At 71.6% G+C, this 22,074-nt stretch carries 20 protein-coding genes and 1 pseudogene; 8 read left to right on the plus strand and 13 right to left on the minus strand.

The window, feature by feature from the left end:
- The first annotated feature begins 15 nt into the window (after positions 1-15).
- Complete coding sequence (locus M2283_RS38730; protein WP_280881205.1) at positions 16-1,041, plus strand: Lrp/AsnC family transcriptional regulator; 1,026 nt, start codon at positions 16-18, stop codon at positions 1,039-1,041.
- A 31-nt stretch (positions 1,042-1,072) separates the two neighbouring features.
- On the opposite strand, the gene M2283_RS38735 is transcribed toward M2283_RS38730, so the two are convergent.
- Complete coding sequence (locus M2283_RS38735) at positions 1,073-1,660, minus strand: TetR family transcriptional regulator (RefSeq protein WP_280881206.1); 588 nt, start codon at positions 1,658-1,660, stop codon at positions 1,073-1,075.
- 102 nt (positions 1,661-1,762) lie between these two features.
- Between M2283_RS38735 and M2283_RS38740 the strand changes: the two genes are divergently transcribed.
- The gene (locus M2283_RS38740; protein ID WP_280881207.1) at positions 1,763-2,818 is read left to right on the plus strand and encodes an NAD(P)-dependent alcohol dehydrogenase; all 1,056 of its coding nucleotides are present in this window, start codon (positions 1,763-1,765) and stop codon (positions 2,816-2,818) included.
- 121 nt (positions 2,819-2,939) lie between these two features.
- Here the strand turns inward: M2283_RS38740 and M2283_RS38745 are convergent, their stop codons facing one another.
- On the minus strand, positions 2,940-3,350 hold the full coding sequence (locus M2283_RS38745; protein WP_280881208.1) for a DUF3592 domain-containing protein: 411 nt from the start codon (positions 3,348-3,350) through the stop codon (positions 2,940-2,942).
- A 271-nt stretch (positions 3,351-3,621) separates the two neighbouring features.
- On the opposite strand from M2283_RS38745, the pseudogene M2283_RS38750 reads away from it, so the two are divergent.
- Positions 3,622-4,371, plus strand: a pseudogene (locus tag M2283_RS38750) (MHYT domain-containing protein); the annotation flags it as partial.
- A 526-nt stretch (positions 4,372-4,897) separates the two neighbouring features.
- Here the strand turns inward: M2283_RS38750 and M2283_RS38755 are convergent.
- Positions 4,898-7,177 carry a zinc-dependent metalloprotease gene (locus M2283_RS38755; protein ID WP_280881209.1) on the minus strand — a complete coding sequence of 760 codons (2,280 nt, stop codon included), beginning with the start codon at positions 7,175-7,177 and terminating at the stop codon, positions 4,898-4,900.
- A gap of 144 nt (positions 7,178-7,321) precedes the next feature.
- On the opposite strand from M2283_RS38755, the gene M2283_RS38760 reads away from it, so the two are divergent.
- Positions 7,322-8,353, plus strand: a complete 1,032-nt coding sequence (locus M2283_RS38760; RefSeq protein WP_280881210.1) for an LLM class flavin-dependent oxidoreductase — start codon at positions 7,322-7,324, stop codon at positions 8,351-8,353.
- Between the two features lie 57 nt (positions 8,354-8,410).
- Here M2283_RS38760 and M2283_RS38765 read toward each other — a convergent pair whose 3' ends face one another.
- Positions 8,411-9,526 (minus strand): TauD/TfdA dioxygenase family protein, encoded by a 1,116-nt coding sequence (locus M2283_RS38765; RefSeq protein ID WP_280881211.1) that lies wholly within the window; start codon positions 9,524-9,526, stop codon positions 8,411-8,413.
- 153 nt (positions 9,527-9,679) lie between these two features.
- Between M2283_RS38765 and M2283_RS38770 the strand changes: the two genes are divergently transcribed.
- Together M2283_RS38770 and M2283_RS38775 are read left to right on the plus strand one after the other, a co-directional pair.
- Complete coding sequence (locus M2283_RS38770) at positions 9,680-10,510, plus strand: aldo/keto reductase (RefSeq protein WP_280881212.1); 831 nt, start codon at positions 9,680-9,682, stop codon at positions 10,508-10,510.
- A 120-nt stretch (positions 10,511-10,630) separates the two neighbouring features.
- Positions 10,631-11,065 (plus strand): cupin domain-containing protein, encoded by a 435-nt coding sequence (locus tag M2283_RS38775; RefSeq protein ID WP_280881213.1) that lies wholly within the window; start codon positions 10,631-10,633, stop codon positions 11,063-11,065.
- On the opposite strand, the gene M2283_RS38780 is transcribed toward M2283_RS38775, so the two are convergent.
- From M2283_RS38780 to M2283_RS38795, 4 genes are all read right to left on the minus strand, one after another.
- Positions 11,066-13,399, minus strand: coding sequence for a SpoIIE family protein phosphatase (locus M2283_RS38780; RefSeq protein WP_280881214.1), 2,334 nt, complete (start codon positions 13,397-13,399; stop codon positions 11,066-11,068).
- Positions 13,400-13,475: 76 nt separating this feature from the next.
- Positions 13,476-13,943: a peroxiredoxin gene (locus M2283_RS38785; protein WP_280881215.1), complete on the minus strand. Its 468-nt coding sequence runs from the start codon at positions 13,941-13,943 to the stop codon at positions 13,476-13,478.
- Positions 13,940-14,320: a DoxX family protein gene (locus tag M2283_RS38790; RefSeq protein WP_280881216.1), complete on the minus strand. Its 381-nt coding sequence runs from the start codon at positions 14,318-14,320 to the stop codon at positions 13,940-13,942. The genes M2283_RS38785 and M2283_RS38790 overlap by 4 nt, the downstream gene beginning before the upstream one ends.
- A 66-nt stretch (positions 14,321-14,386) precedes the next feature.
- Positions 14,387-15,115, minus strand: a complete 729-nt coding sequence (locus M2283_RS38795) for an AraC family transcriptional regulator (RefSeq protein ID WP_280881217.1) — start codon at positions 15,113-15,115, stop codon at positions 14,387-14,389.
- A gap of 120 nt (positions 15,116-15,235) precedes the next feature.
- Here M2283_RS38795 and M2283_RS38800 point away from each other — a divergent pair, with 120 nt between their 5' ends.
- Positions 15,236-16,420, plus strand: coding sequence for an MFS transporter (locus M2283_RS38800; protein ID WP_280881218.1), 1,185 nt, complete (start codon positions 15,236-15,238; stop codon positions 16,418-16,420).
- Positions 16,421-16,423: 3 nt separating this feature from the next.
- Here M2283_RS38800 and M2283_RS38805 read toward each other — a convergent pair whose 3' ends face one another.
- The 5 genes from M2283_RS38805 to M2283_RS38825 form a co-directional block, all read right to left on the minus strand.
- Positions 16,424-16,945, minus strand: a complete 522-nt coding sequence (locus M2283_RS38805) for a MarR family winged helix-turn-helix transcriptional regulator (RefSeq protein ID WP_280881219.1) — start codon at positions 16,943-16,945, stop codon at positions 16,424-16,426.
- Positions 16,946-17,011: 66 nt separating this feature from the next.
- Complete coding sequence (locus tag M2283_RS38810) at positions 17,012-18,196, minus strand: NAD(P)/FAD-dependent oxidoreductase (RefSeq protein ID WP_280881249.1); 1,185 nt, start codon at positions 18,194-18,196, stop codon at positions 17,012-17,014.
- A gap of 2 nt (positions 18,197-18,198) precedes the next feature.
- Positions 18,199-18,393 (minus strand): ferredoxin, encoded by a 195-nt coding sequence (locus M2283_RS38815; protein ID WP_280881220.1) that lies wholly within the window; start codon positions 18,391-18,393, stop codon positions 18,199-18,201.
- A gap of 52 nt (positions 18,394-18,445) precedes the next feature.
- Positions 18,446-19,678 (minus strand): cytochrome P450, encoded by a 1,233-nt coding sequence (locus M2283_RS38820; protein WP_280881221.1) that lies wholly within the window; start codon positions 19,676-19,678, stop codon positions 18,446-18,448.
- 339 nt (positions 19,679-20,017) lie between these two features.
- On the minus strand, positions 20,018-20,758 hold the full coding sequence (locus M2283_RS38825; RefSeq protein WP_280881222.1) for a response regulator transcription factor: 741 nt from the start codon (positions 20,756-20,758) through the stop codon (positions 20,018-20,020).
- A 379-nt stretch (positions 20,759-21,137) separates the two neighbouring features.
- On the opposite strand from M2283_RS38825, the gene M2283_RS38830 reads away from it, so the two are divergent.
- Positions 21,138-22,064 carry an SGNH/GDSL hydrolase family protein gene (locus M2283_RS38830; RefSeq protein WP_280881223.1) on the plus strand — a complete coding sequence of 309 codons (927 nt, stop codon included), beginning with the start codon at positions 21,138-21,140 and terminating at the stop codon, positions 22,062-22,064.
- Positions 22,065-22,074: the final 10 nt, after the last annotated feature.

The raw sequence follows: 22,074 nt of genomic DNA on the forward strand, positions 1-22,074 counted from the left end.
CTAAAGTGGAGCACCATGACCCGTCCTCTCCTCGACGAGCTCGACCGGCGCCTCATCGGCGCGCTGCACCTGGCACCCCGGGCCACCTGGGACGACATCGGCGAGATCCTCGCCGCCGACGCCAGCACGCTCAAACGCCGTTACGACCGCTTGCACGAGGCGCGGATGGTCCGTGTGATCGGGCAGGCCGACTGGGGCATGCACTCCACGGCCATGCCGATCCACGTCTTCCTCGACATCACCGGCGAGACCCCTCTCGCGGTCCTCCACCGGCTCCACGACCTGCCCCACATCCAACTGCTGGCACAGATCTCGGGCGACTACCCGCTCTACGCCGTCGTGCACGCCCCGTCCGAGGCGGCCACCAGCGAGGCGATCGACCGGATGTTCTCCGTCCCCGGCGTCCGCCGCGTCAACGCCCTGCCCGCGCTCAGCACCCTGCGCCGGGGCAGAACCTGGGACCCCCAATTTCTCACGGAGACCGAGCGCGCCGACCTGCTGAAGCTCACCGGCGCCCGTCCCGAGGGCACCGCGACCGCGACGCCCCCCGCGAAACCGCTCAGCGAGGGCGAACGCACCGTCGTCGCCCAACTGCTCCAGGACAGCCGCGCATCGGCCGCGAGCATCGCCCGGGCCGCCGGCCTGGCCACCTCCACCGCGCACCGCGTCGTCCGCCGGGTCCTGGACGAGGGGTGGGTCAAGCCGCGGCTGGAGATCGTGTCGGAGTGGCTCGGCTTCCGGACTGCCTTCATCCTCCGCCTGCGCGTGGCGCCGGGTGAGACCCCCGACGTCATGCGCCGTATCGACCAACTCCCCCAGACCCGGCTCGCCGCCCACGTCGCCAGCGACATGTCCGTCCTCGCCACCGGTCTGGTCGCCGACCGCTCCGCCCTCGCGCTCTTCGTCGACCACGAGCTGGCCAGGATCCCCGGCCTGCTCGCCGTCAGCGTCGACGTCATGCTCGCGGAACCGCGCCGCTACTGGCTGGACCGCGACCTGGCCTCCGGCCTCGGCGAATTCCACGCACCGACGCTGCTGTAGGACCCAACAGCACCGGCGCCACCCGCGCCCCTCAGTCGGCCGCCACAGCCCGACGCACGCTCTCGCGAAGCAGGGCCCGCCGCTGTTCGTGCACTTCGGCGGGCTCCTCGGCGGTCGCCGCGTAGACATTGCTCACCGGCGACCAGGCCATCGACATGGCGATGACCAGAGCCATCACGTCGAACGGGTCCCCCGGGCGCACCAGCCCGGCGGCCTGGGCCTCGGCGATGGCGCTCAGCTTGCGGTCGTCGAGGCGGTCGGGGTCGTCCACGAGGTGCCCGGTCGGGCGGCGCTCCAGGCGGGCCCAGGTGGCCAGCCGGATCAGGTCGGGACGGCGCAGGTACTCGTCGTAGAGGCGTACGGCCCAGTCCGCGAGGTCGGCGGCGTCGATCGGGACGACGTTCACGATCCGCTCCAGCGAGCCGAAGAAGATGGCGTCGAAGAGCGCTTCCTTGTTCCCGAAGTAACCGTAGAGCTGCGCCTTGTTCGTACGGGCGGCGGCCACGACCCGCTCGATGCGCGCCCCGGCGATCCCGTGCTCCGCGAATTCCTGGGTCGCCACATCGAGGATGCGCTGGTACGTCACCGCTCCGCGCGAGGTCAGGGGCTGGTCCGGCATGCCGACACGCTACCAGACAGAACAGTTGGTTTGCTTTGCCGGGTGCCGCCGTGCTTACGTTGAAACAGACAGAACAGTTTGTTTGCTCGAAGGAGATGCGCCGTGCGGACAACAACCGGCTGGCAGGCGGACGGCTCGACCACGACCCTCCGGCGTACGCAGCTGAAGCGACGCGACCTGCGCCCCGACGACCTCGCGGTCCGGGTCGACTACTGCGGCGTCTGCCACACCGATCTGCACGCCGTGCGCGGCCATGACGGCGAAGCGGGCCGCCCGTTGGTGCCCGGGCACGAGTTCACGGGCGTGGTGACCGAGACCGGGCCCGCGGTCACCGGCTTCTCCGTCGGCGACCCCGTCGCGGTCGGCAACATCGTCGACTCGTGCGGCGAGTGCCCCATGTGCCGGGCCGGTCAGGAGAACTTCTGCCACGCCTTCCCGACCCTGACCTACGACGGCCTCGACCGACAGGACGGATCGACCACCTTGGGCGGCTACTCCCGCGAGTACGTCGTCCGCGACCGGTTCGCCTATCCGCTGCCCGCCGCCCTGGACCCGGCCGCCGCCGCTCCCCTGCTCTGCGCCGGCGTCACCGTCTGGGAACCCCTGCGCTCCCTGGGAGTCGGGCCGGACAGCCGGGTAGCCGTGGCGGGTCTGGGCGGCCTCGGCCACCTCGCGGCCAAGTTCGCCGTGGCGCTCGGCGCGCGGACCTCCGTCATCAGCCGCTCACCCGACAAGGCCGACGACGCCCGCCGCCTCGGCGCCCACGACCTCATCGTCTCCACGGACCCGGATTCGATGGCCGGCGCACGTGACCGCTTCGACGTCGTCATCGACACCATCTCCGCGCCGCACGACCTCGGCCCGTACCTGCGCCTGGTCGCCATGGACGGCACACTCAGCCACCTCGGCCACCTCGGGCCGGTCACCGTGGAGACCATCGACCTGCTCATAGGCCGCAAGAAGCTCAGCTCGGCGGGCAGCGGCGGCAGACCCGGGACCGCCGCCATGCTGGCCTTCTGCGCCGAGCAGGGCATCACCGCCGACATCGAACTGCTCCCGTCGGCACGGGTGAACGAGGCCCTCGACCGCCTCGCCCACAACGACGTCCGCTACCGCTTCGTCCTCGACCTGTCCGACCTGGATGGGGACGTGGGCTGAGCAGTCCGTCCGGATAGCGTCGCCGGTCGCACATCACGACGTCGGCCGGCGACGACCGGACCGACTGACACCTCCCGAACCACCCGTCCGAGGGCCGACAGCCGCCGACAAAGCGCCCCGGTCACTTCGTCAAAGCGATCAGCACCCCAGCACCCAGGAAGACCACCGACGCGCACGAGACAAACACGACCGGACCCACCATGTGCCGCCAGATGCCCACGCGGGCGGTCTGTGGGTTGTGCGCGAGGTATACGACCGGCACCTCTCGGCCGGTGGCCAGGCCCATGCCGGAGCCGCGCATCCGGGACGTGAACTCGACCCGGTAACCCCGCTGGTCGGCGAACGCGATCACCGGTGCCCAGGTGGGTCCGGAATCGCGGCCGTCGACGCGCACGTTGTCCACGACGACGCCCCGCGTGCGGATGCCGTGTCTCCGTAATCGCCGGATCAGCACGGCGTCCCGCACCGCCACCGTGAAGAGCAGCAGGCCGACCGCCGCGCACACCGCGATGCCGAGAGTTCCGTCCGCCACGTCGTCGCCTCTTTCGTTCTCGCCTGTCCCAATTCGCCTGTCCCACCAGGCACTTAAGCCCCTTGCGACAGGGGACGCATCGCCTTCCTGTTCGGTTGCGGGACTGGTGATCCCGTTCTTCACGGGGCCCGAAGGGGTGCTTCAGGGGCGGTCCGAGTCGACTGCTGGTGGTCGGGAGTTCACGGCGAACCAGGGGTAAGGGCTTGCTTTAACGGGCCGTGACCGTAACTCTTCACCCACAAGGTGCCTTTGCTCTGGGGGGAGTTGGCGCATGAACGGCACAATTGACGGGTTCCGCTATGGTGCGGTGACCCCGGTGGCGGCCTATTTGATGGCCTGCCTGGGAGGGGCGCTGGGGCTGCGGTGCATCGTCCGGTCCCTGCTCGACGAAGAGTCCTGGAAGCCCGGTTGGCTGGCGCTCGGTGCCGCGTCCATCGGCTGCGGCATCTGGACCATGCACTTCATCGCGATGCTCGGCTTCCAGGTCGAGGAGACCGGGATCCGGTACAACGTGGGTCTGACCGTCCTGAGCCTGGGGGTGGCGATCGTCGTGGTCGCCATCGGTGTGTTCATCGTCGGCTATCTGGGCGCCGGCAGGACGACGCTGGCGGTCGCCGGTGTCATCACCGGGCTCGGCGTCGCCGCGATGCACTACCTCGGCATGGCGGCGATGCAGCTCAACGGGGACATCCAGTACAGCGTGGTCACCGTCGCCCTGTCCGTGCTGATCGCGATCGTCGCGGCGACCGCCGCGCTCTGGGCCGCCGTCTCCATCCGAGGTTTCCTGACGAGTCTCGCGGCCAGCCTGGTCATGGGGATCGCGGTGTCCGGCATGCACTACACCGGCATGGCCGCCGTGGCCGTGCATGTGCACAGCTCGGGCAACGGGTCCTACTCGGGCGACTCGCCCACCTCCCTGCTGCTCCCGATGCTGCTGGGACCGGCGGTCTTCCTGCTGCTGGCCGGCGTGGTGGTTATGTTCGACCCGCTGCTGGTGCTCGGCGACGGCGAGTGGAACCGGAACCCGTCCGCCTCGTCCCGCCGCTCGGCCGGGAAGACGTCCGCCGCGGACGATCCGGCCGAAGGGCCCGGTGCTCGATCCCGCGGCACCCTCTTCGACCGGACCGACGCTCCTGCGCGACCTGGCCCGGACGCCCACGCATCCACTGGATCCACATCCCGGCAGTCTCGCGTCGCCTCCGGAGGACGGCACCGGGATCCGTCGCGAGCCGCCCCCGGACGCCCTCAGGCACCCACCGGGACCACCGGCTCCGGACGTCCCACTGGGGCGGCCAACGGCTCGGGCGCGGTGCGCCCTCCGGAACCGCTCCGGACGACCACATCCGCGCCCAGGTCCGCGCCCACATCCGCGCGTCGGCAGGGACCGCCCGCCGGTCCTCCGCAGGGACCCTACGGTCCCCCGCAGCCGGCGCCCCGCCAGGCCCCGCCCCGCGCCCAGGAGTGGTGAGCCACCCGGCCCACGCGCCTGCCGGTCTGTCGGCCCACCGGCCACCCGACCGCTCGGCCCACCCGGCCGTCCGGCGCCGTCAGTTCGGCGCGCCGGGCGGCACCCGCGGCAGCGGATCGAGGCGGACCGACCCGGTGTCGGACAGGAAACGGCCGATCAGGTCGGCGGCCTCACGCCCGCCGTCGTCGTCCCGCCGGCGCGCCTCCTCGGCGAACCGGCGCAGGGCGGCGCGCAGTTCCGTCCGGGCGGTGGCGTGCAGGGTGCCGTCCCGGGCGACGGTCAACAGGTGGTTGAGGAGCGTCCAGTCGGCCGCCTGCTGCACCGCCACACCGCCGCGCACCCCTGCCGGGACCGGATCGATACGGCGCCAGGTGGTGGCCAGAAGCGCGTCGACCACCTCACTGACGCCCGGCACGGCGGGGTCCGTGGCGTGCTGCCAGACGACGCGGTTCAACCGGGCCGGTTCCAGGAGCTGTTCGGTGACCAGGGTGACAGCGGCGCCGACCGCTCCGATGGGGTCGAAGATCCGGCCCGCGTCGGTGTCGAGGTACTGGTCGGAGCGTCCGTAGCGGATGGCGGGCGGAGTGAGCGTGTCCAACACGGCGTCGGGCAGGGCGAGTTGCTCGGCACGCAGGAGCGAGACCAGCCGGGCGAGCGCCCGTTGCTGGGTGGAGGCGTCGACGACCTCCGTACCCCGGCTCGCGCCGGGCCCGTCGCCCGCGAGGCCGTACGCGTACCGCACTCCTCCGACCAGCCGCGCCACCGCGGCCACCTCGTGCCGGTGCAGGAGGTACAACAGCGCGAATCGTTCCTCGAGTTCACCGGTCTGCCGCTCGGGCGGCAGCACCCCGCGCGAGAACCCGTCGAGCGCGATACGGCGGACGCGCGTCATCGTCTCCAGGGCCTGTAGCGGATGTGCGGCCGTCACCCAGGGCACGCCGTCGGCATGGGCGACGTGCGGTCCTTGGCCGTCGTCGTCGGAGACGTAGGCCAACTCGGCGGACTCCCGGCGCAGTCGGGCGAGTTCGGCGGCCTCGTCCGCGAACCGCCCATAGGCATGGGCGACGAGGAAGTGGTCCCACGGCCCGAGCCCCGTCGTGTACGCGGTGGCCAGATCGATGCGGCCGTCCTCGCCGACGCGGACGCGGGCATGGGGGTAGTCCATGACGGACGGCTTCGGGTGGGCCGTACTGGCGAAGTTGTGCATGAACCCGAGTGCGTGGCCGATCTCGTGCGCGGCGAGGTGGCGTAGCCGGGCGAGGACCAACTCCTCGACGGCGGCCAGGCGTTCGGCTTCGTCGGGTTGGCCGTACGGGGCGAGCAGGGCTTCGCCGAGTGCGCGGACCTGCTCGACGCGCTGGGAGCCGAGCCGTACCCGGGCGTGCAGGATCTCGCCGGTGCGCGGGTCGGTCAGCCCCTGTCCGAGGGACCAGCCGCGGCCCGCCCGGTGCACCCACACCACGCCGTTGACACCGGGTTCGTACGGGTCGAAGCCGTCGCCGCCCGCTTCGACGCGGTAGGCGTCGGGCAGGCCGATGGCGGCGAACGCGTCCTGCCACCAGTTGCCGCCCTCGACCACGGCCGACCGGAAGGGTTCGGGGACGGCGGGGTCGACCTGGAACACGATGGGGGCGGCGCCGGGGCCTACGCGGAAGCGGGGCTGGACCTTCACCTGGGTGTCGGCCGTGCCGACGCGGCCGTGGTCGGCGTATCCGACGCCGTAGCCGCCGGAGGCGGGGTGGAAGCGGCGTACCGGCATCGGGTCGGCGGGCAGCCGGATCAGGTTGAGCTGCTGTACGACCGTCACGGCGCGCGGGTCGGCGGCGACCGCCCGGATCGCGGCGCCGCGGCCGGGACCGCGGAAGGTGAGGAGCGCCGGCAGGCGGATGCCGGTGGGGCCGGAGCGGCTGTCGGCGACGAGCGGGAGGCTCAGGGACGCGTCGACGGCGTACTCCCCCTGCTCCTTCTCGTGCAGGTGCTCGGCGATCCGGTCGTGGTCGGCGAGGACGAGCCCGGTCGCGTCCACGACGGCCGCCCCGTTCTCCTCGCGCAGCACCCGGCCGCTCCACACCACGGACATGGCGAAGGACTGCTGCCCGGCGCGCACGGCGGCCTCGTCACCCGACGTCAGGAAGTGCTTGTTGCGTACGACGAACAGGACCCGGTCACCGGTCCGCCGGAACTCCGCGAGTCTCGCCTTGCCCGCCCGGCCCCGGTCCAGCCACAGCTCGCTGGAGCCGAGCCCCTGGGAGAGGGAGACGGTGAGCAGGAACGGCTCGTCGAAGTGGCGGATGCCCAGGAGCAGCCGGTCACCCGGGAGTTCGGCGTCGGTGACGAGGTCGATGAAGTCGGCCGGCATGCGTGCCCTTTCGGAGAGAGGTGCTCGACGTGATCCTTTCAGGCATGGCACTCCCGGCGCGGGGCGGGAACAGCGGGAACACTTCGTACGGCGATCCGGTTGGCACTGCCGTCCGGACATGATCGAAGAACGACGGAGGAGCCCGTGCCACCGACCTCACGCCCCTTGCGCAAGCTGGGCTTCCTGACCATCGGCCTGTTCGACGAGGCCGATCCGCGCAAGGGCCACGAGTCCACGCTGGAGATCATCGAACTGGGCGAACGACTCGGCTTCGACAGCGCGTGGCTGCGCCACCGCCATCTGCAGTACGGCATCTCCTCCCCCGTCGCGATCATGGCGGCGGCCTCGCAGCGCACCAGCCGTATCGAGCTCGGCACGGCGGTCATCCCGCTCGGCTGGGAGAACCCGCTGCGGCTCGCGGAGGATCTGGCGACGGTCGACATCCTGTCCGGCGGGCGTATCAACCCGGGCGTCAGCGTCGGCCCGCCGATGCACTTCGACCAGGTCAAGGAGGCGCTCTACCCGGACACGGCCGACGCCGAGGACTTCAGCTACGAGCGGGTGCGGCGGCTGTTGGACCTCGTGCGAGGCAAGAGCGCGACCGACTTCAGCGGCGTCGAGGGCATCGAGGTCTTCTCGGACCGGGTGCAGCCGCACTCCCCCGGCCTGAGCGGTCGCCTCTGGTACGGCGGCGGCAGCGTGAGCTCGGCGCGGTGGGCCGGGGAGCACGGCATGAACTTCCTCACCAGCAGCGTCGTCAGGGCCGACGGACCGGAGGAGAAAAGGGACTTCGCGGAGATCCAGCTCTCCCACATCCGCGCCTTCCGGGACAGCCACCCCGACGGCGAGGCCGCCCGTGTCTCCCAGGGCCTGGTCGTCATCCCCACCGACTCCGCCTCGCCCGAACAGCGCGCGAAATACGAGGAGTTCGTGGCCAAGCGGACCCCGCGCACCACATCACCGCAGGGACCGGCGGGGCTGCTGTTCGCGCCGGACATCGTCGGCACCTCCGAGGAGATCGCCGAACGGCTTCACGCGCACGCCGCGTTCCGCGAGGTCGACGAGGTCGCGTTCGCCCTGCCGTTCACCTTCGAGCACGAGGACTACGTACAGATCCTGACCGACATGGCGACGAAGCTGGGCCCGGCGCTGGGCCGGCGCCCCGCCGCCGGTTAGCCGGCCGGTCGGCGACCGGCCCACCAGCGTCCCACCGGCCTCCGCCCCACCAGCACCTCACCAACGGCCCGGCTCAGTCCCCACGATCGGCTCGGACGGCTTGCCGTCCACACCGACGGGCACGTCGCCCGTGAGCATCACCCGGTGCATGATCCGGGGGTGGCCGAGGTGGGCGTTGTCGCTGGGGGCGAGGTGGATGGTGGCCCGGTTGTCCCAGAAGGCCACGCTGCCCGGCTCCCAGCGGAACCGGACCGTGTACTCGGGCCGGGTCGCCTGCTCCAGCAGCATGTCGAGGATCGCGGCGCTCTCCGGGCGGGAGATGCCGGCGATCTGCTCCAGGTAGTAGCCGTTGACGAAGAGCACCCGCTCCCCCGTCTCGGGGTGGACGCGCACCAGCGGGTGCACGGAGGCGACCTGGTGGTCCAGCAGATGACGTGCGTAGGAATCGTCGCCGGGCCGCGGCTGGTAACCGACGCCCAGCCGGTGCTCGGCCCGCAGTCCGGCCACGAACTCCCGTACGGGGCCGGAGAGTCCGGCGTACGCGGCGGCCAGGTTCGACCAGGTCGTGTCGCCCCCGTAGGGCGGTACTGTCTCGGCGCGCAGGATCGTCGCCGCCGGCGGGTCGATGCGGGCGCCGTGGTCGCAGTGCCAGCCGCGCAGCAGCGTGTGCCGCCGCCGTTGCAGCCACTCCTCGTGCCCCATCCCGAACTTCCCGCCCAGCTCCAGCCGGTCGGCGGTCGTCTCCACCTCGGGAAAGTCCGGCGGCGAGGCGCTCCCGCGCCTGCCCAGCACCACGGGCTCGCCGAACCGCCGAGCGAACGCGACGTGCCCCGCATGGTCCAGCCGCTGCCCCCGGAAGAACACCACCTTCCAGCGCAGCACCGCCGCCCGGATCCCGGCGACCACGGCCTCGTCGAGATCGCCGGCCAGATCGACGCCGCTGATCTCGGCACCGATGTGCCCGGCGACCGGATTCACCTCGATCCCCGAAGCCTCGATCTCCGAGGCTCCGATACCCGAGGTTCCAGTCCCCGCAGCTCTGGTCCCTTCGGCTCTGGTCTCCGCGGCTTTGATCTCCGCGGCTTTGGCCTCCGCGGCCTCGATCCCCGGAGCCGCGGCCCTCGCGGCCCCTATCTTCGCGGCCTGACCCGCCATGTCCCGCCCTGATGTCATACGTGCTCCGATGGTCGTCCGTCGGCTCCCAGGAGGGTTCCCGGGAAGATCGTCTCAGCCTTTGCCACGCGTGACGACGGTGCCGTCCGGTTGAACGCCGCTCGCCCTATCCGTAAGGGTGGATGTACGACACAGTCGAGGAAAGGCCCCACGGTGATCAGCATCCCGACGCACACGCTCAACGACGGCACCACGCTCCCCGCCGTCGGCCTCGGCACCTGGCCGATGAGCGACGCCGAGGCGGAACGTGCCGTCTCCGAGGCCCTCGGCCTGGGCTACCGCCTGGTCGACACGGCCACCAACTACCGCAACGAGTCCGGAGTGGGCCTCGGTGTCTCCCGCAGCGGGGTCCCCCGCGAGGAGGTGGTGGTGACGACGAAGCTGCCGGGCCGCCACCACGGCTACGAGGAGACGCTCACGTCCTTCGAGGAGTCCCGGCGTCGCCTCGGCCTGGAATACGTGGACCTGCATCTGATCCACTGGCCGCTGCCCCGCGTCGACAAGTACGTCGACTCCTGGCGCGCCATGATCAAGCTCCGCGAGGACGGACTGGTCCGCTCGATCGGCGTCTCCAACTTCACGGCCGAGTACATCGAGCGGCTGGAGAAGGAGACCGGGGTCCTGCCGTCCGTGAACCAGATCGAGCTGCACCCGTTCTTCCCGCAGGAGGAACTGCGCGCCTTCGGCACCGCCAAGGGCATCGTCACCGAGAGCTGGAGCCCGCTCGGCCGCGGTTCTAGCCTGCTAGAGGACCCGGTGGTCATCACGATCGCCGAGGCCTTCGGTGTGACGCCCGGCCAGGTGATCCTGCGCTGGCACACGCAGTTGGGGGCGGTGCCGATCCCGAAGTCGTCCAACCCCGAGCGGCAGCGTGAGAACCTCGACATCTTCGGGTTCACCCTGGGCGAGGCCCAGATGCGCGCGATCGCCGACCGCGCGCACCGGCGTATCGGCGGGGATCCGGAGGTGCACGAGGAGTTCTGAACCGCGGGGGGCACCCACGATTTCGCGCCGGTTTCGATCATTCGGATCCCAACCACCCTTCCGGGCCCCTATGTTCACGGCGGAACCCGATCTTCGTCCCTCGTCCTGGAAGGTCTCCGCATGCGCAACGCGCTCCGTACCGCCGTCGTCGGGGCAGTCGTCTCCGGCACCGTCCTGACCGGCGGCTCCGCCGGCGCCACCCCTCCGGGCCCGGGGGTGACCGCCCGGCTGATCAGCCAGACCACCGTCGGGGACACCGACTACGTCCTGCGGGAGATCACCGTTCCGCCGGGCCAGAGCACCGGCTGGCACTACCACGACGGCCCGGTCTACGGCTTCGTGCAGAAGGGGACGCTCACGCACTATCACTCGGACTGCGCCCAGGACGGCGTGTATCGGAAGGGCAGCACCGTGCGTGAGGCGGGCGGCCCGAGCGATGTGCACATCGGCCGCAACGAAGGTTCCGCGCCGCTGGTGCTGGACGTGCTCTACGTCCTGCCGCACGGCGCGCCGTTCTCGGAGGACGTGCCGAACCCGGGCTGCTCGTTCGAATGATCAGTCGGGCAGCGGCTGTTCGGCCCAGATCGTCTTGCCGCTGCCGGTCTGCCGGCTGCCCCAGCGCTGGGTGAGCTGGGCGACCAGCAGCAGTCCGCGACCGCCCTCGTCGAAGGCGTGGGCCCGGCGCAGGTGCGGTGAGGTGGAACTGGCGTCGGAGACCTCGCAGATGAGGGTGCGGTCGCGGATCAGGCGGAGTTGGACGGGCGGTGCGCCGTACCGGATCGCGTTGGTGACCAGTTCGCTGACGACGAGTTCGGTGACGAAGGCCGCGTCGTCAAGGCCCCAGGCCGTCAGCTGTTCGGTGGCTGCCTGCCGGGCGGCGGCGACGTGGACGGGGTCCGGCTCGATGTCCCAGGTGGCGATCCGGTCCGCGCCGAGCGCGCGGGTGCGGGCGACCAGGAGGGCAACGTCGTCGCCGGGTTCCTCCGGCAGGACGGCCTTCAGGACCGTGTCGCAGAGGGTGTCGAGGGTGTCGGTGCGGGCGCCGAGGGCGCGGCACAGTTCAGCGGTGGCGTGGTCGACGTCGCGGTCGCGGTCCTCGATCAGGCCGTCCGTGTAGAGGGCGACGACGGACCCCTCGGGCAGCTCCAACTCGACCGCCTCGAAGGGCAGACCGCCGACGCCGAGCGGCGGCCCGGCGGTCATCTCCACAAGCCGCGCGGTGCCGTCCGGCAGCAGGACCGCGGGCGGTGGATGGCCGGCGGCGGCGAGGGTGAGGCAACGCGATACGGGGTCGTAGACGGCGTAGAGGCAGGTGGCGCCGAGTTCGGCGACCTCCTCGCCCCCGTCGTCCGAGCCCAGATGGGTGACCAGGTCGTCGAGGTGGGTCAGCAGCTCGTCCGGTGGCAGGTCCACGTCGGCGAGGGTGCGCACGGCTGTACACAGGCGGCCCATGGTGGCCGAGGAGGCGATACCGTGGCCGACCACGTCGCCGACGACCAGCGCGACCCGGCTGCCGGACAGCGGGATCACGTCGAACCAGTCGCCGCCGATGCCCGCCAGTGATCCGGAGGGCAGATAGCGGTGGGCCACCTCGACGGCCGCCTGTCCGGGCAGGCCTCTGGGCAGCAGGCTGTGCTGGAGGGCCAGCGCGATGGTGCGTTCGCGGGCGAAACGGCGGGCGTTGTCGACGCAGACGGCGGCCCGGCTGGCGAGTTCCTCGGCCAGGACGCCGTCGTCGGCGACGTAGTCGTCGGGGTGGCCGATGCGTACGCCGACGGCGACGCCCAGCGTGGTGCCACGGGCGCGCAGCGGCACCGCGAGCATCGAGTGGACGCCCTTGCGGTAGGTCCGCCCGCCGGGTGCGCGCGCGTTGCGTTCGGCGACCCAGCGCACGAACTCCGGCTCGCCCGCCTGGCTGATCACCGCCCGGCCCTCCCGCAACGCCCGTGCGGGCGGCGAGGAGGCGGGGTAGACGTCCTTCTCGCCCAGGTGGAGGGCCGCCTCGGGGGTGCCCTCCGTGCCGGAGCCGTGGGCGACCCGGCGCAGTACGACCTCGCCGTCCGGTACCTCGGGGAGTTCGTCCGCGCCGAGGACCCAGTCGAGCAGGTCCACGCTGGCGAAGTCGGCGTACCGGGGCACCAGGAGTTCCACCAGTTCCTCGGCGGTGCGCACCACGTCCAGGGTGGTGCCGATGGAGGCCGCCGCCTCGTTCAGCAGGGCAAGCCGCTCTCGGGCCCGGTGTTGTTCGCTGTTGTCGAAGGCGGCGAGGGCGACCGCCGTCAGCTCTCCTGACGGGTCCCGTACGGGCCACATCTCGACGTTCCAGGAGTGCTCGCGGTTCCCGGACGGCCCGCCGGTGTAGCTCTCGTAGTGGACCGGTCTGCCGGTCTCGGTCACCTCGCGCAGATGGCTGAGGAATCCCTGGCTGTGCTCGGTGTCCTCGACGATCGCCGGGAAGGACCGGCCGACCAGGTCCTCTTCCGGTACGCCCATGACCTGGCGGGCGGCGGCGTTGATCCGCAGATAGCGCTGGCGGGTGTCGAAGACGGACATCGACATGGACGCCTGCTCGAAGGCCCGGCCGGTGAGTGCCGACGCGTCCGTCGGCTCGGCCGTGATCACGTGGCCGGCCGGCGCGCCGCCCTCGCCGAGCACGGGGCACGCCCTCAGCGCGACCCGGACCGGGGAACCGTCCCGATGCAGCAGCACGACCGTCCCGCTCAGTGCCGTCACGGCCTCGGGCGGGGGTTCCTCGGCGAGCAGATCCCGCGCGGGCCGCCCCACGGCTTCCTCGGCGGGGTGGCCCGTCAACAGCCGGGCACCCTCGCTCCACCCCGTCACGATGCCTCGGGCATCGACGATCGCCGCAGCCGCGGACGCGTGCTCCATATCCTTCAGGATGGTTGCTTTGTCCCCCCGGTACAACCGAAACGGAGGACCGGCGAGGCCCTCCGTTTCGGCGGTGTCACGCCTTGTGGTCGCGCAGGGCGGCAAGCGCCCGGTCCGCGTGGGTGTTCATCCGCAGTTCGCTGCGCACGATCTCCAGGACGGTACGGTCCTGGGCGATCACGAAAGTGGCCCGCTTGGTCGGCGCCATGGTGAAGCCCCGCTTCACGCCGAACAGCTCCCGGATCGTCCCGTCGACGTCGGACAGCAGCGGCATGCCGAGGGTGTGGCGGCCGGCGAACTCCTGCTGGCGTTCGACCGAGTCGCCGCTGATCCCCACGGGCCGGGCGCCGACGGCCGCGAACTCGGCTGCCAGATCACGGAAGTGGCAGGCCTCCGCGGTGCAGCCCGCGGAGAGAGCGGCGGGGTAGAAGAAGAGCACGACAGGTCCGTCGGCGAGCAGCTCGGACAGGGTCCGGGGCGTGCCCGTCTCGTCCGGCACCTCGAAGTCGTCGACCTTGTCACCGACGTTCAGGCGATCACTCATCCCCGGTCCTCCGCACTCTTCGCCACACTGCGAGCCCATAGTACGAGGGGCACTTGGAGCGGCAGCCGGCCGATCGCCGCCGCCTTGAGCGGGGTGGGGCGGTGCCGCCAGTCCACGGCCATCTTCACGTTCGCGGGGAACACACCGACGAAGAAGGCGGCCGTGGCGAGCGCCGTGACCCTGCGGGTGCGCGGCGCCACCAGGCCGGCGGCGAGGGCGAGTTCGAGCGCGCCACTGGCGTACGTCCAGGTCCTTGGCCTGCCCGGCAGAGACTTCGGAATGGTCGTGTCGTAGGGGCGTGGCGCGGCGAAGTGGGTGACGCCTGCGGCGGCCATCAGGCCGGCGAGCAGCAGGGGCGAGCGTTGGGACCGGGGCACGGTTCCTCCTCTGGAGTCCTGCCGCGCGATGTTACCGGAGGGTACGACGAGGGGTGTCGGCGGTGTCTAGGTGCGGCGGTTGTGGGTGCCGGGGGTGTAGCCGAAGGAGCGGTGGAAGACGTCGATGAAGGCGCTGGTGGAGGACCAGCCGCAGCGGTGGGCGACGGTGGTGACGGCGGTGTCGTCGGCCAGCATGCGCAGGGCGTGGTAGAGCCGGGACTGGGTGCGCCACTGCGGGAAGGTCATGCCGAACTCGCGGCGGAACAGACGGCTGAGAGTGCGCTCGCCGGCTCCGGTCGCGGCGCCGAGCGCGGCGAGGGTGCGCGGGTCGCCCGGGTTCGCGTGGACGATCTCGCACACGGCGGCCAGCCGCGGATCGCTCGGCGCGGGCAGGCGCATCGGCTGCTGCGGTGAGGCACGGAGCTGGTCGCGCAGGACGGCGAGCAGACGGTGACGTTCCGGGGTGTCGGCGTCGGGGTCGCTCGTGTAGGCGAGGATCAGCTCGCGCAGCAGCGGGCTGACGGCGAGCACGGTCGGGGCGTCGAGGCCGAGCGGGTTGTCGTCGGCGGGCAGTCCGACCAGGTGCAGGTCGAGGTGCCCGTGGGCACGGTGGGCGTGCACGGTGCCCGCCGGGACCCAGAGGGCGCGGGTCCCCGGGGCGAACCAGGTTCCGGCGTCGGTGGTGAGGGCCAGGACACCCGAACCGGCGTAGACGATCTGGTGCTCGTCGTGCCGGTGGGCGTCGATGATCTCGCCGGCGACCAGGCTCCGGGCATGCGTGGGTGCCTTCGACATGTGGCGCACGGGGAGCGGGAGGTCCTGACGGGCGTCCTGATGTGGGTCCTGGCGGGGGTTCGACACAATCAGGCAGATTATCGGAAGCGAGCCACACCGCGACGTCGAGACGATCGTGGGGTGTCCACAAACCGAAACCGCCCCCTCACCCTCCTGTCCCTCGGTCACGCCTGCGTCGACGTCTACCAGGGGGCCGTCGCCGCGCTCGTGCCGTTCTTCGTGTCGGAGCGCGCCTACACATACGCCGCCGCCTCGGGGATCGTCCTGGCCGCCTCCCTCCTGTCGTCGGTGGTGCAGCCGCTGTTCGGCGCTCTCACCGACCGCTGGCCCATGCCGTGGCTGCTGCCGCTCAGCGCCCTGACCGGCGGCACCGGCGTCGCCCTGTGCGGGGTCGGCGGCTCCTACACGCTCACCCTGGCGGCGGTCGCCGTGTCCGGGATCGGCGTCGCCGCCTATCACCCGGAGGCGGCACGGGCGGCACGCGCGGCCTCCGGGAGCGGCAACACGGGGATGGGCTGGTTCTCGCTGGGCGGCAATGTCGGCTTCGCTGCCGCGCCGCTGCTCGTGGCGGCCGTCGTGGCCACCGGGGGCCTGCGCGCCTCTCCCCTGCTGGTCGTCCCGGCGCTCGTGGGAGCGGCCCTGTGCGCGGCGGCGGTGCGCTCGTCACGGAACGGCGTGGGAACCGCCCGTACGACGAAGGCCTCCGGCACCGACGACTGGCCGTCGTTCCTGCGGCTGACGGGCGCGATCGTCTGCCGCTCGATCGTCTTCGTCGGCCTGAGCGCGTTCATCTCGCTCTACGTCCGTCAGCGGACCGGCGGTGGCGAGGTGGCCGGCACGGCGGCACTGTTCGTCCTGTACGGGGGCGGTGCGCTGGGGACGGTGGCCGGGGGCAGGCTGGCCGACCGGTACGGGCGGGTCGCGGTGGTGCGGCGGTCGTACGTGGTGACCGTCCTCGCCGTCGCCGGCGTGGTCCTGGTGCCGGGCCCGGCGGTCTTCCTGTTCGTCGCGCTCGCCTCGGCGGGCCTGTACGTCCCCTTCTCCCTGCACGTCACGCTCGGCCAGGACTATCTGCCCCGGCGCGTGGGCACCGCGAGTGGAGTGACGCTGGGTCTCACCGTGAGCGTCGGGGGCCTCGCCACGCCGGGCATCGGGGCACTCGCCGACGCCACGTCCCTGCAGACGGCGCTGCTCCCCCTGATCGCGCTGCCCGCGCTGGGCCGGCTCCTGCTGGCCGGTCTGCGCGAGCCGGCTTCCCCGACGCCGGCGCCAGTCGCGCCGCGCCGGCCCGCGACGCAGGTGTGAGGGTCAGGCCTGGACGACGGCGGGCTGATCCGTGTCGTCGTCGACGGCGTGGGCGAGGAAGTCGTCGACCATGCGGTGGAAGAGGGTCGCCAACTGGCGCAGCTCCTCCGGCGACCAGTCGGACAGGGCCAGCTGCATACCGCGCGAACCGGCGTCCCGGACGCGGTCTATGGCCTGCCGGCCGGTCTCGGTGAGCTCGATGCGCTGGGCACGGCGGTCGACCGGGTCCGGGACCCGGGTGACGTAACCGGACTTCTGCAACTGCTGCACGGTGCGGGTGACGTGCGAGGCCTCCACCCCCAGCCGGTTGGCCAGCTCCCCGGGGCGCAGCGGCTCCGAGTCGGCGACCTGCCGCAGCAGCGCCACGGCGGCCCGGTCCAGCGGGACGCCGGCCAGGGCCATCAGGCGCTCGTGCTGCCGGGACCGGGTGCTCAGGTAAGTGATGCGGGTGAGCGCGCGCTCGATCTCGACCACTTCCTCCGACGCGGGTGTGTCGGGGACTTCGGGGAGCGGTGGTGTGGACATGCGATCCACTTTACCATCTTGTTGCGTAACTCAAGTAATCTGCTGCGCCCACCGCTCCCCCTCGACTCAGCCCTCTCCCACCGCGGCCTCCACGCGCACTGCCTCTTCCCAGGCCGTCCCCGCCGCGATCGCCTGCCGCCACTGCCGGATGACCTTGGGCGGCATACCGACCGAGAGCGCGCCGGCCACCCGGTCGCCGGTGCGGTACGCGGCGACGAACCGGCGCTCGGCCAAGTCGCCCTCCACGACGGCGACTTCGTCGTGGCCGCGCAGATAGCCGTACGCCTGGATCTTCATGTCGTACTGGTCGGACCAGAAGTACGGCACCGGGGCGAAGGGCTTGCGGGCGTCCGGGCGGAACAGGTTGCGGGCGGCGGCCATGCCCTGTTCGGCGGCGTTGGTGCGGTGCTCGATCCGCATCGAGGTGCCGAACAGGGGGTTGTACCAGCGGGCGACGTCCCCGGCCGCGTACACGTTCCGGGCCGCCTCGCAGTACTCGTCGCAGACGACACCGTCGCCCAGCGGCAGGCCGCTGCCCTCCAGCCACTCGGTGTTGGGCCGGGAGCCGACCGCGACGAGGACCTCGTCGGCCTCGACGACCTCGCCGTCCGCGAGCCGCACCCCGTCCTCGGTCACCTCGCTGACGCCCACCCCGCAGCGCAGGTCAATGCCCCGGTCGACATGGGCGCGGGTGAGCAACTCACCGACCCGCGTGCCGACGGCGTGGGCCAGCGGCACCGGGGCGGGTTCGAGGAGGGTCACGTGGGCGCCGAGCCGCCAGGCCACGGCGGCGGCCTCCGCGCCGAGGAAGCCGGCGCCGACGATCACCAGGCGCAGTCCGGGAGCGAGTTGGTCGCGCAGCGTCAGGGCGTCGCCCAGGGTGCGCAGCACGTGCGCGCCCTCGCCCGGAAGCTTGCGCGGCCGCACCCCGGTGGCCACGATCAGTCCGTCGTACGGCACTTGGGAACCGTCCGCCAACCGCACGGTGCGGTCGGCGAGTTCGAGGCCGGTCGCCGCCACGCCGAGGCGCAGGTCGAGGTCGAGCGCGGCCAAATCAGCAGCGGGCCGCAGGGTGAGCCGCTCGGGCTCCCACTCGGCGGACAGCAACTGCTTGGAGAGCGGCGGGCGGTCGTACGGGGCGAGCGGCTCGTCACCCACGAGGGTGAGCGTGCCGTCGTAGCCCTCGCGACGCAGTGTCTCGGCCGCCGCGAGTCCGGCGGCCGAGGCACCGACGACGACGATCCGGTTCAGGGTCACCGCTCCACCAGACGGATCGCCGCGGCCGGGCAGACCGCCACGGCTTCCCGGACGTCGTCGAGGAGTTCGGGCGCGGGCGTCTCCTCAAGGAGGATCGCGATCCCGTCGTCGTCCTGGTCGAACACGTCCATCGCGGCGACCACACACTGGCCCGAGGCGACGCATTTGTCGGCTTCCAGTTCCACCTTCATGGATTCCCCTTCATCACACGTGGTTCTTGTCGGTCTGCGGGACGGGCAACCGTCACCAGGCGACGGGCAGTTCGTGGACGCCGTAGATGAACGCGTCCTCCTTGAACCTGACGTCCTCCAGGGATCCGGCCGGTTTCAGCGTCGGGATGCGCCGGTAGAGGGTGCCGTAGACGACCTGGAGTTCCATCCGGGCCAGCGGCTGGCCCAGGCACTGGTGGTTGCCGAAGCCGAAGGCGACGTGGCGGCGCGCGTCGCGGGTGATGTCGAGCCGGTCGGGGTCTGGGAACACGTCGGGGTCCCGGTTGCCGATCTCGTTGACCATGATGACGCCCTCGCCGGCCTTGATGACCTGGCCTGCGATCTCGATGTCCTCGGTGACCGCGCGGCGCCGGCCCAGGTGGGTGATGTGCAGGTAGCGCAGCAGTTCCTCGACGGCCGAGGCGACGAGTTTCGCGTCGTCGGTCTCGCGCAGCAGGGCGAGTTGATCGGGGTTCTGCAGGAGGGCGAGGGTGCCCAGGGCGATCATGTTGGCGGTGGTCTCGTGGCCCGCGATCAGCAGGAGCAGCGCCATCTCCGTGGCCTGCTGGTGGTCGATCTCGCCGGCCTCGATCCGCCCGGCGATGCTCGACAGCAGGTCGTCCTTCGGCTCGGCGAGCCGCTGGCCGATGACACCGGCGAGGTACATGGCCACCTCGCGGCTCGCCCGTCCCCGCTGTTCGGGGGTGGCGTCGCGGTGGACCATGGTCTTGGTGTTGTCCTGGAAGAAGGCGTGGTCGTCGTAGGGCACGCCGAGCAGTTCGCAGATCACCAGCGAGGGGATCGGCAGGGCGAACGCCTCGACCAGGTCGACCGGTTGGGGGCCGGCCAGCATGTCGTCGATGAGGTCGTCCACGATCCGCTGCACGGCGGGCCGCAGCGCCTCCACACGCTTGATGGCGAACGGCGCCGTCACCATCCGGCGCAGCCGGGCGTGTTCGGGGTCGTCCATCATGATGAAGCTGAGCTTGCCCTCCCCGCCTTCGGGCGAGGCCTTGGTGGGGTAGCCGGGTTTGTCGGTGTCCGCGCTGACCCGGGAGTCGCCCAGAATCGCCCGCTGTTCGGCGTACCGGGTCACGAGCCACGGCTCGCTGCCGTCCCACAGCCGCACCTTCGTGAGCGGCGTCTCCTCCTGCAGGTCCTTGAGACCGGGCGGCGGGTCGAAGGGGCAACGGCCCGAGCGGGGCATCGGGAACTCAGGGACGGCGTCCGGCACTTCGGGCACGGGTCCGGCCAAGGTGTCGGCCATGGTTCTCCTCGGTGGTGGGGGCTCCGATCGGGGCGGAGCGCCGGGGTGAAGCAGTCGAGGCCTCGATAAGCACATGCAAACAGAGCGGGCTGACGGCTTCCGGTCAGTTACCTGACAGAAAGCTGACGTGACCTGGATCACATGGCCAGTTGGGGCGTCGGGAACCGGCGAGCGGTGCATACATGGGCACGTCAACTCGCTTGCGTGATACGGGAGTTGAAAGAGGAAGGACGAGCGGACGTGAACACCTCGCACGCCGGCGCGCGACAACGGCACCACCCGTCACGGACGCCGCCATGGCGGCGTCCGGCAGTCATCCGCCGTTTGCTATCCGGGGACTCAGGCCTCCGCGTCGGGCTTCCCGAGCCAGTAGCCGAAGCCCCTGCGGGTGCGGATCAGCGTCGGGCCGTCCCGGTCCACCTTGCGACGCAGCCGGGAGACGAGCTGCTCGATCGCGTTGTCGCCGCGGAAGTCACCCCAGACGTACCGGCCGATCTGCTCCTTGGACAGCACACGGTGCGCGTTGACCAGGAGATGGCGCAGCAGCCGGTACTCGGCGGGCGTGAGGTCGAGTTCCCGCGCGCCCCGTCGCGCCTGACATCGGGCGTCGTCCAGGGCCAGGTCGCCGTAGGTGAGGGAGTTCCCCCGGTGCGCACCGGGGGCGGTACCGCTCAGGAGCATCTGGATCCGGGCCAGGACTTCGGCCACCCGGAAGGGCTTGGTGACGTAGTCCTTCGCGCCGAGGCCCAGCTCGGGCAGGAGGAGTTCCAGGGAGTCGTAGGCGGTCAGGATGAGGACCGGCGGGCGGTGACTGACGGGCGGGCGACGCACCCGGGCGAGGCTCGGCACGTCCGGGAGGGTGGCGTCGAGGACCACGAGGTCGTAGCGGCGCTCGGTGGCCCGGGCCATGGCCTCGGTCCCGGTGCCGACCAGACTGATCCGGTATCCCGCCAACTCCAGTGTGGTCGAGAGGAGTTCGGCGAGTGTCGGTTCGCCGGCGACGATCAGGACATGCTGCCCGGATCCGCGGGCGAGGGCCGGTTTCTCGCTGGTTGCACCGTGGGGCGACGAGGGAGGCATGGGACTCACCCTACCCTTCTCCTTGCCTAACTCAAGTAAATCCCATCCATTGCTTGACTCAAGTAATCTATCTGTGCTTGCCTGGCGCAATCAACCCATTCCGCCGACACGGGACCGAGGTCCCGTGTCGGACAGGGGCCGTCTGAGCGGAGGCGGCCCCGCGCGCCGAGCCCCGCCCCGAATGCGGTGCTTGGCGCGGTCCAGAGCCCGGCGCCGGTCTCCCCGGCCGGCGCCGGGCCCACGGACGCAGCACCTCCCCGCTCACTGCTCGGTTGTCCCAGCCGCCCACTTCCCCGGCCGAGCCACGGTCCGGCGCCCGCCCCACGCGGTCGCGCCGCGCCTTCACGGGACCATCCGAGACGCACGACAGGACACGCCGATGAAGACCTCCGTACGAGCCGGGCTGGCCGGGGTGCTCGCCTTCGGGACGCTGGCCGCCGTGGTCGGCCTCGCCCACCGCGACGACGGTGATCCGTCCCCGCCGAAGGGCCCGTACGTCGCGCTGGGCGACTCCTACACCGCCGGCCCGAAGATCCCGGACCAGCACGGTGCGCCCGCAGGCTGCGACCGCTCCGACCGCAACTACCCGACGCTGGTGGCCCGCCGACTTGGCCTCCCCACAGCTCAGTTCAAGGACGTCAGCTGCACCGGCGCGACCCTCTCCGACCTCACGGCGGCGCAGACCACCGACGACGGCACCAACCGGGCCCAGCTCTCCGCCCTGTCCGCCCGAACGAGGCTGGTCACCCTCGGCATCGGCGGGAACGACATCGGATTCGCCTCGACGATCGAGCAGTGCGTGACGCGGGGCGTCCTCTACTTCGCCATGGGCGGCGGCGAGTTCGCGGGCGGGGACGCCCCTTGCCGCAGCCGCTACGCCTCCGGCGACACCGACAAGGTACGGAAGAAGATCGACGCGGCCGGCCGCCAACTGTCGCGCACGCTGGGCGAGATCGAGCGCCGGGCCCCCAAGGCCCGCGTCTACGTCGTCGGATACCCGGCGATCCTGCCGGCCAAGACCGCCGGCTGCGGCCGCGAGATGGGCCTGGCGCCCGGCGACGTGACCTACCTGCACGAGAAGGAACAGCAGCTCAACACGATGCTCCGCGAGCGGGCCGAGGCGACGGGCGCGCACTACGTGGACACGTACACCCCGTCCGTCGGGCGTGACGCCTGCTCGGCGCGGGACGCCCGCTGGATCGAGCCGCTGGTCCCGCAGTCCTCCGCCGCGCCGGTCCATCCCAACGAGCGGGGTGAGCGGGGCATGGCGGACGCGGTGCTGAAGGCGGTCGGCGCTTCGGGATGAGCTCGGGCGC

The sequence above is a fragment of the Streptomyces pseudovenezuelae genome, assembly GCF_029892565.1.
Taxonomy (GTDB): Bacteria; Actinomycetota; Actinomycetes; order Streptomycetales; family Streptomycetaceae; genus Streptomyces; species Streptomyces pseudovenezuelae_A.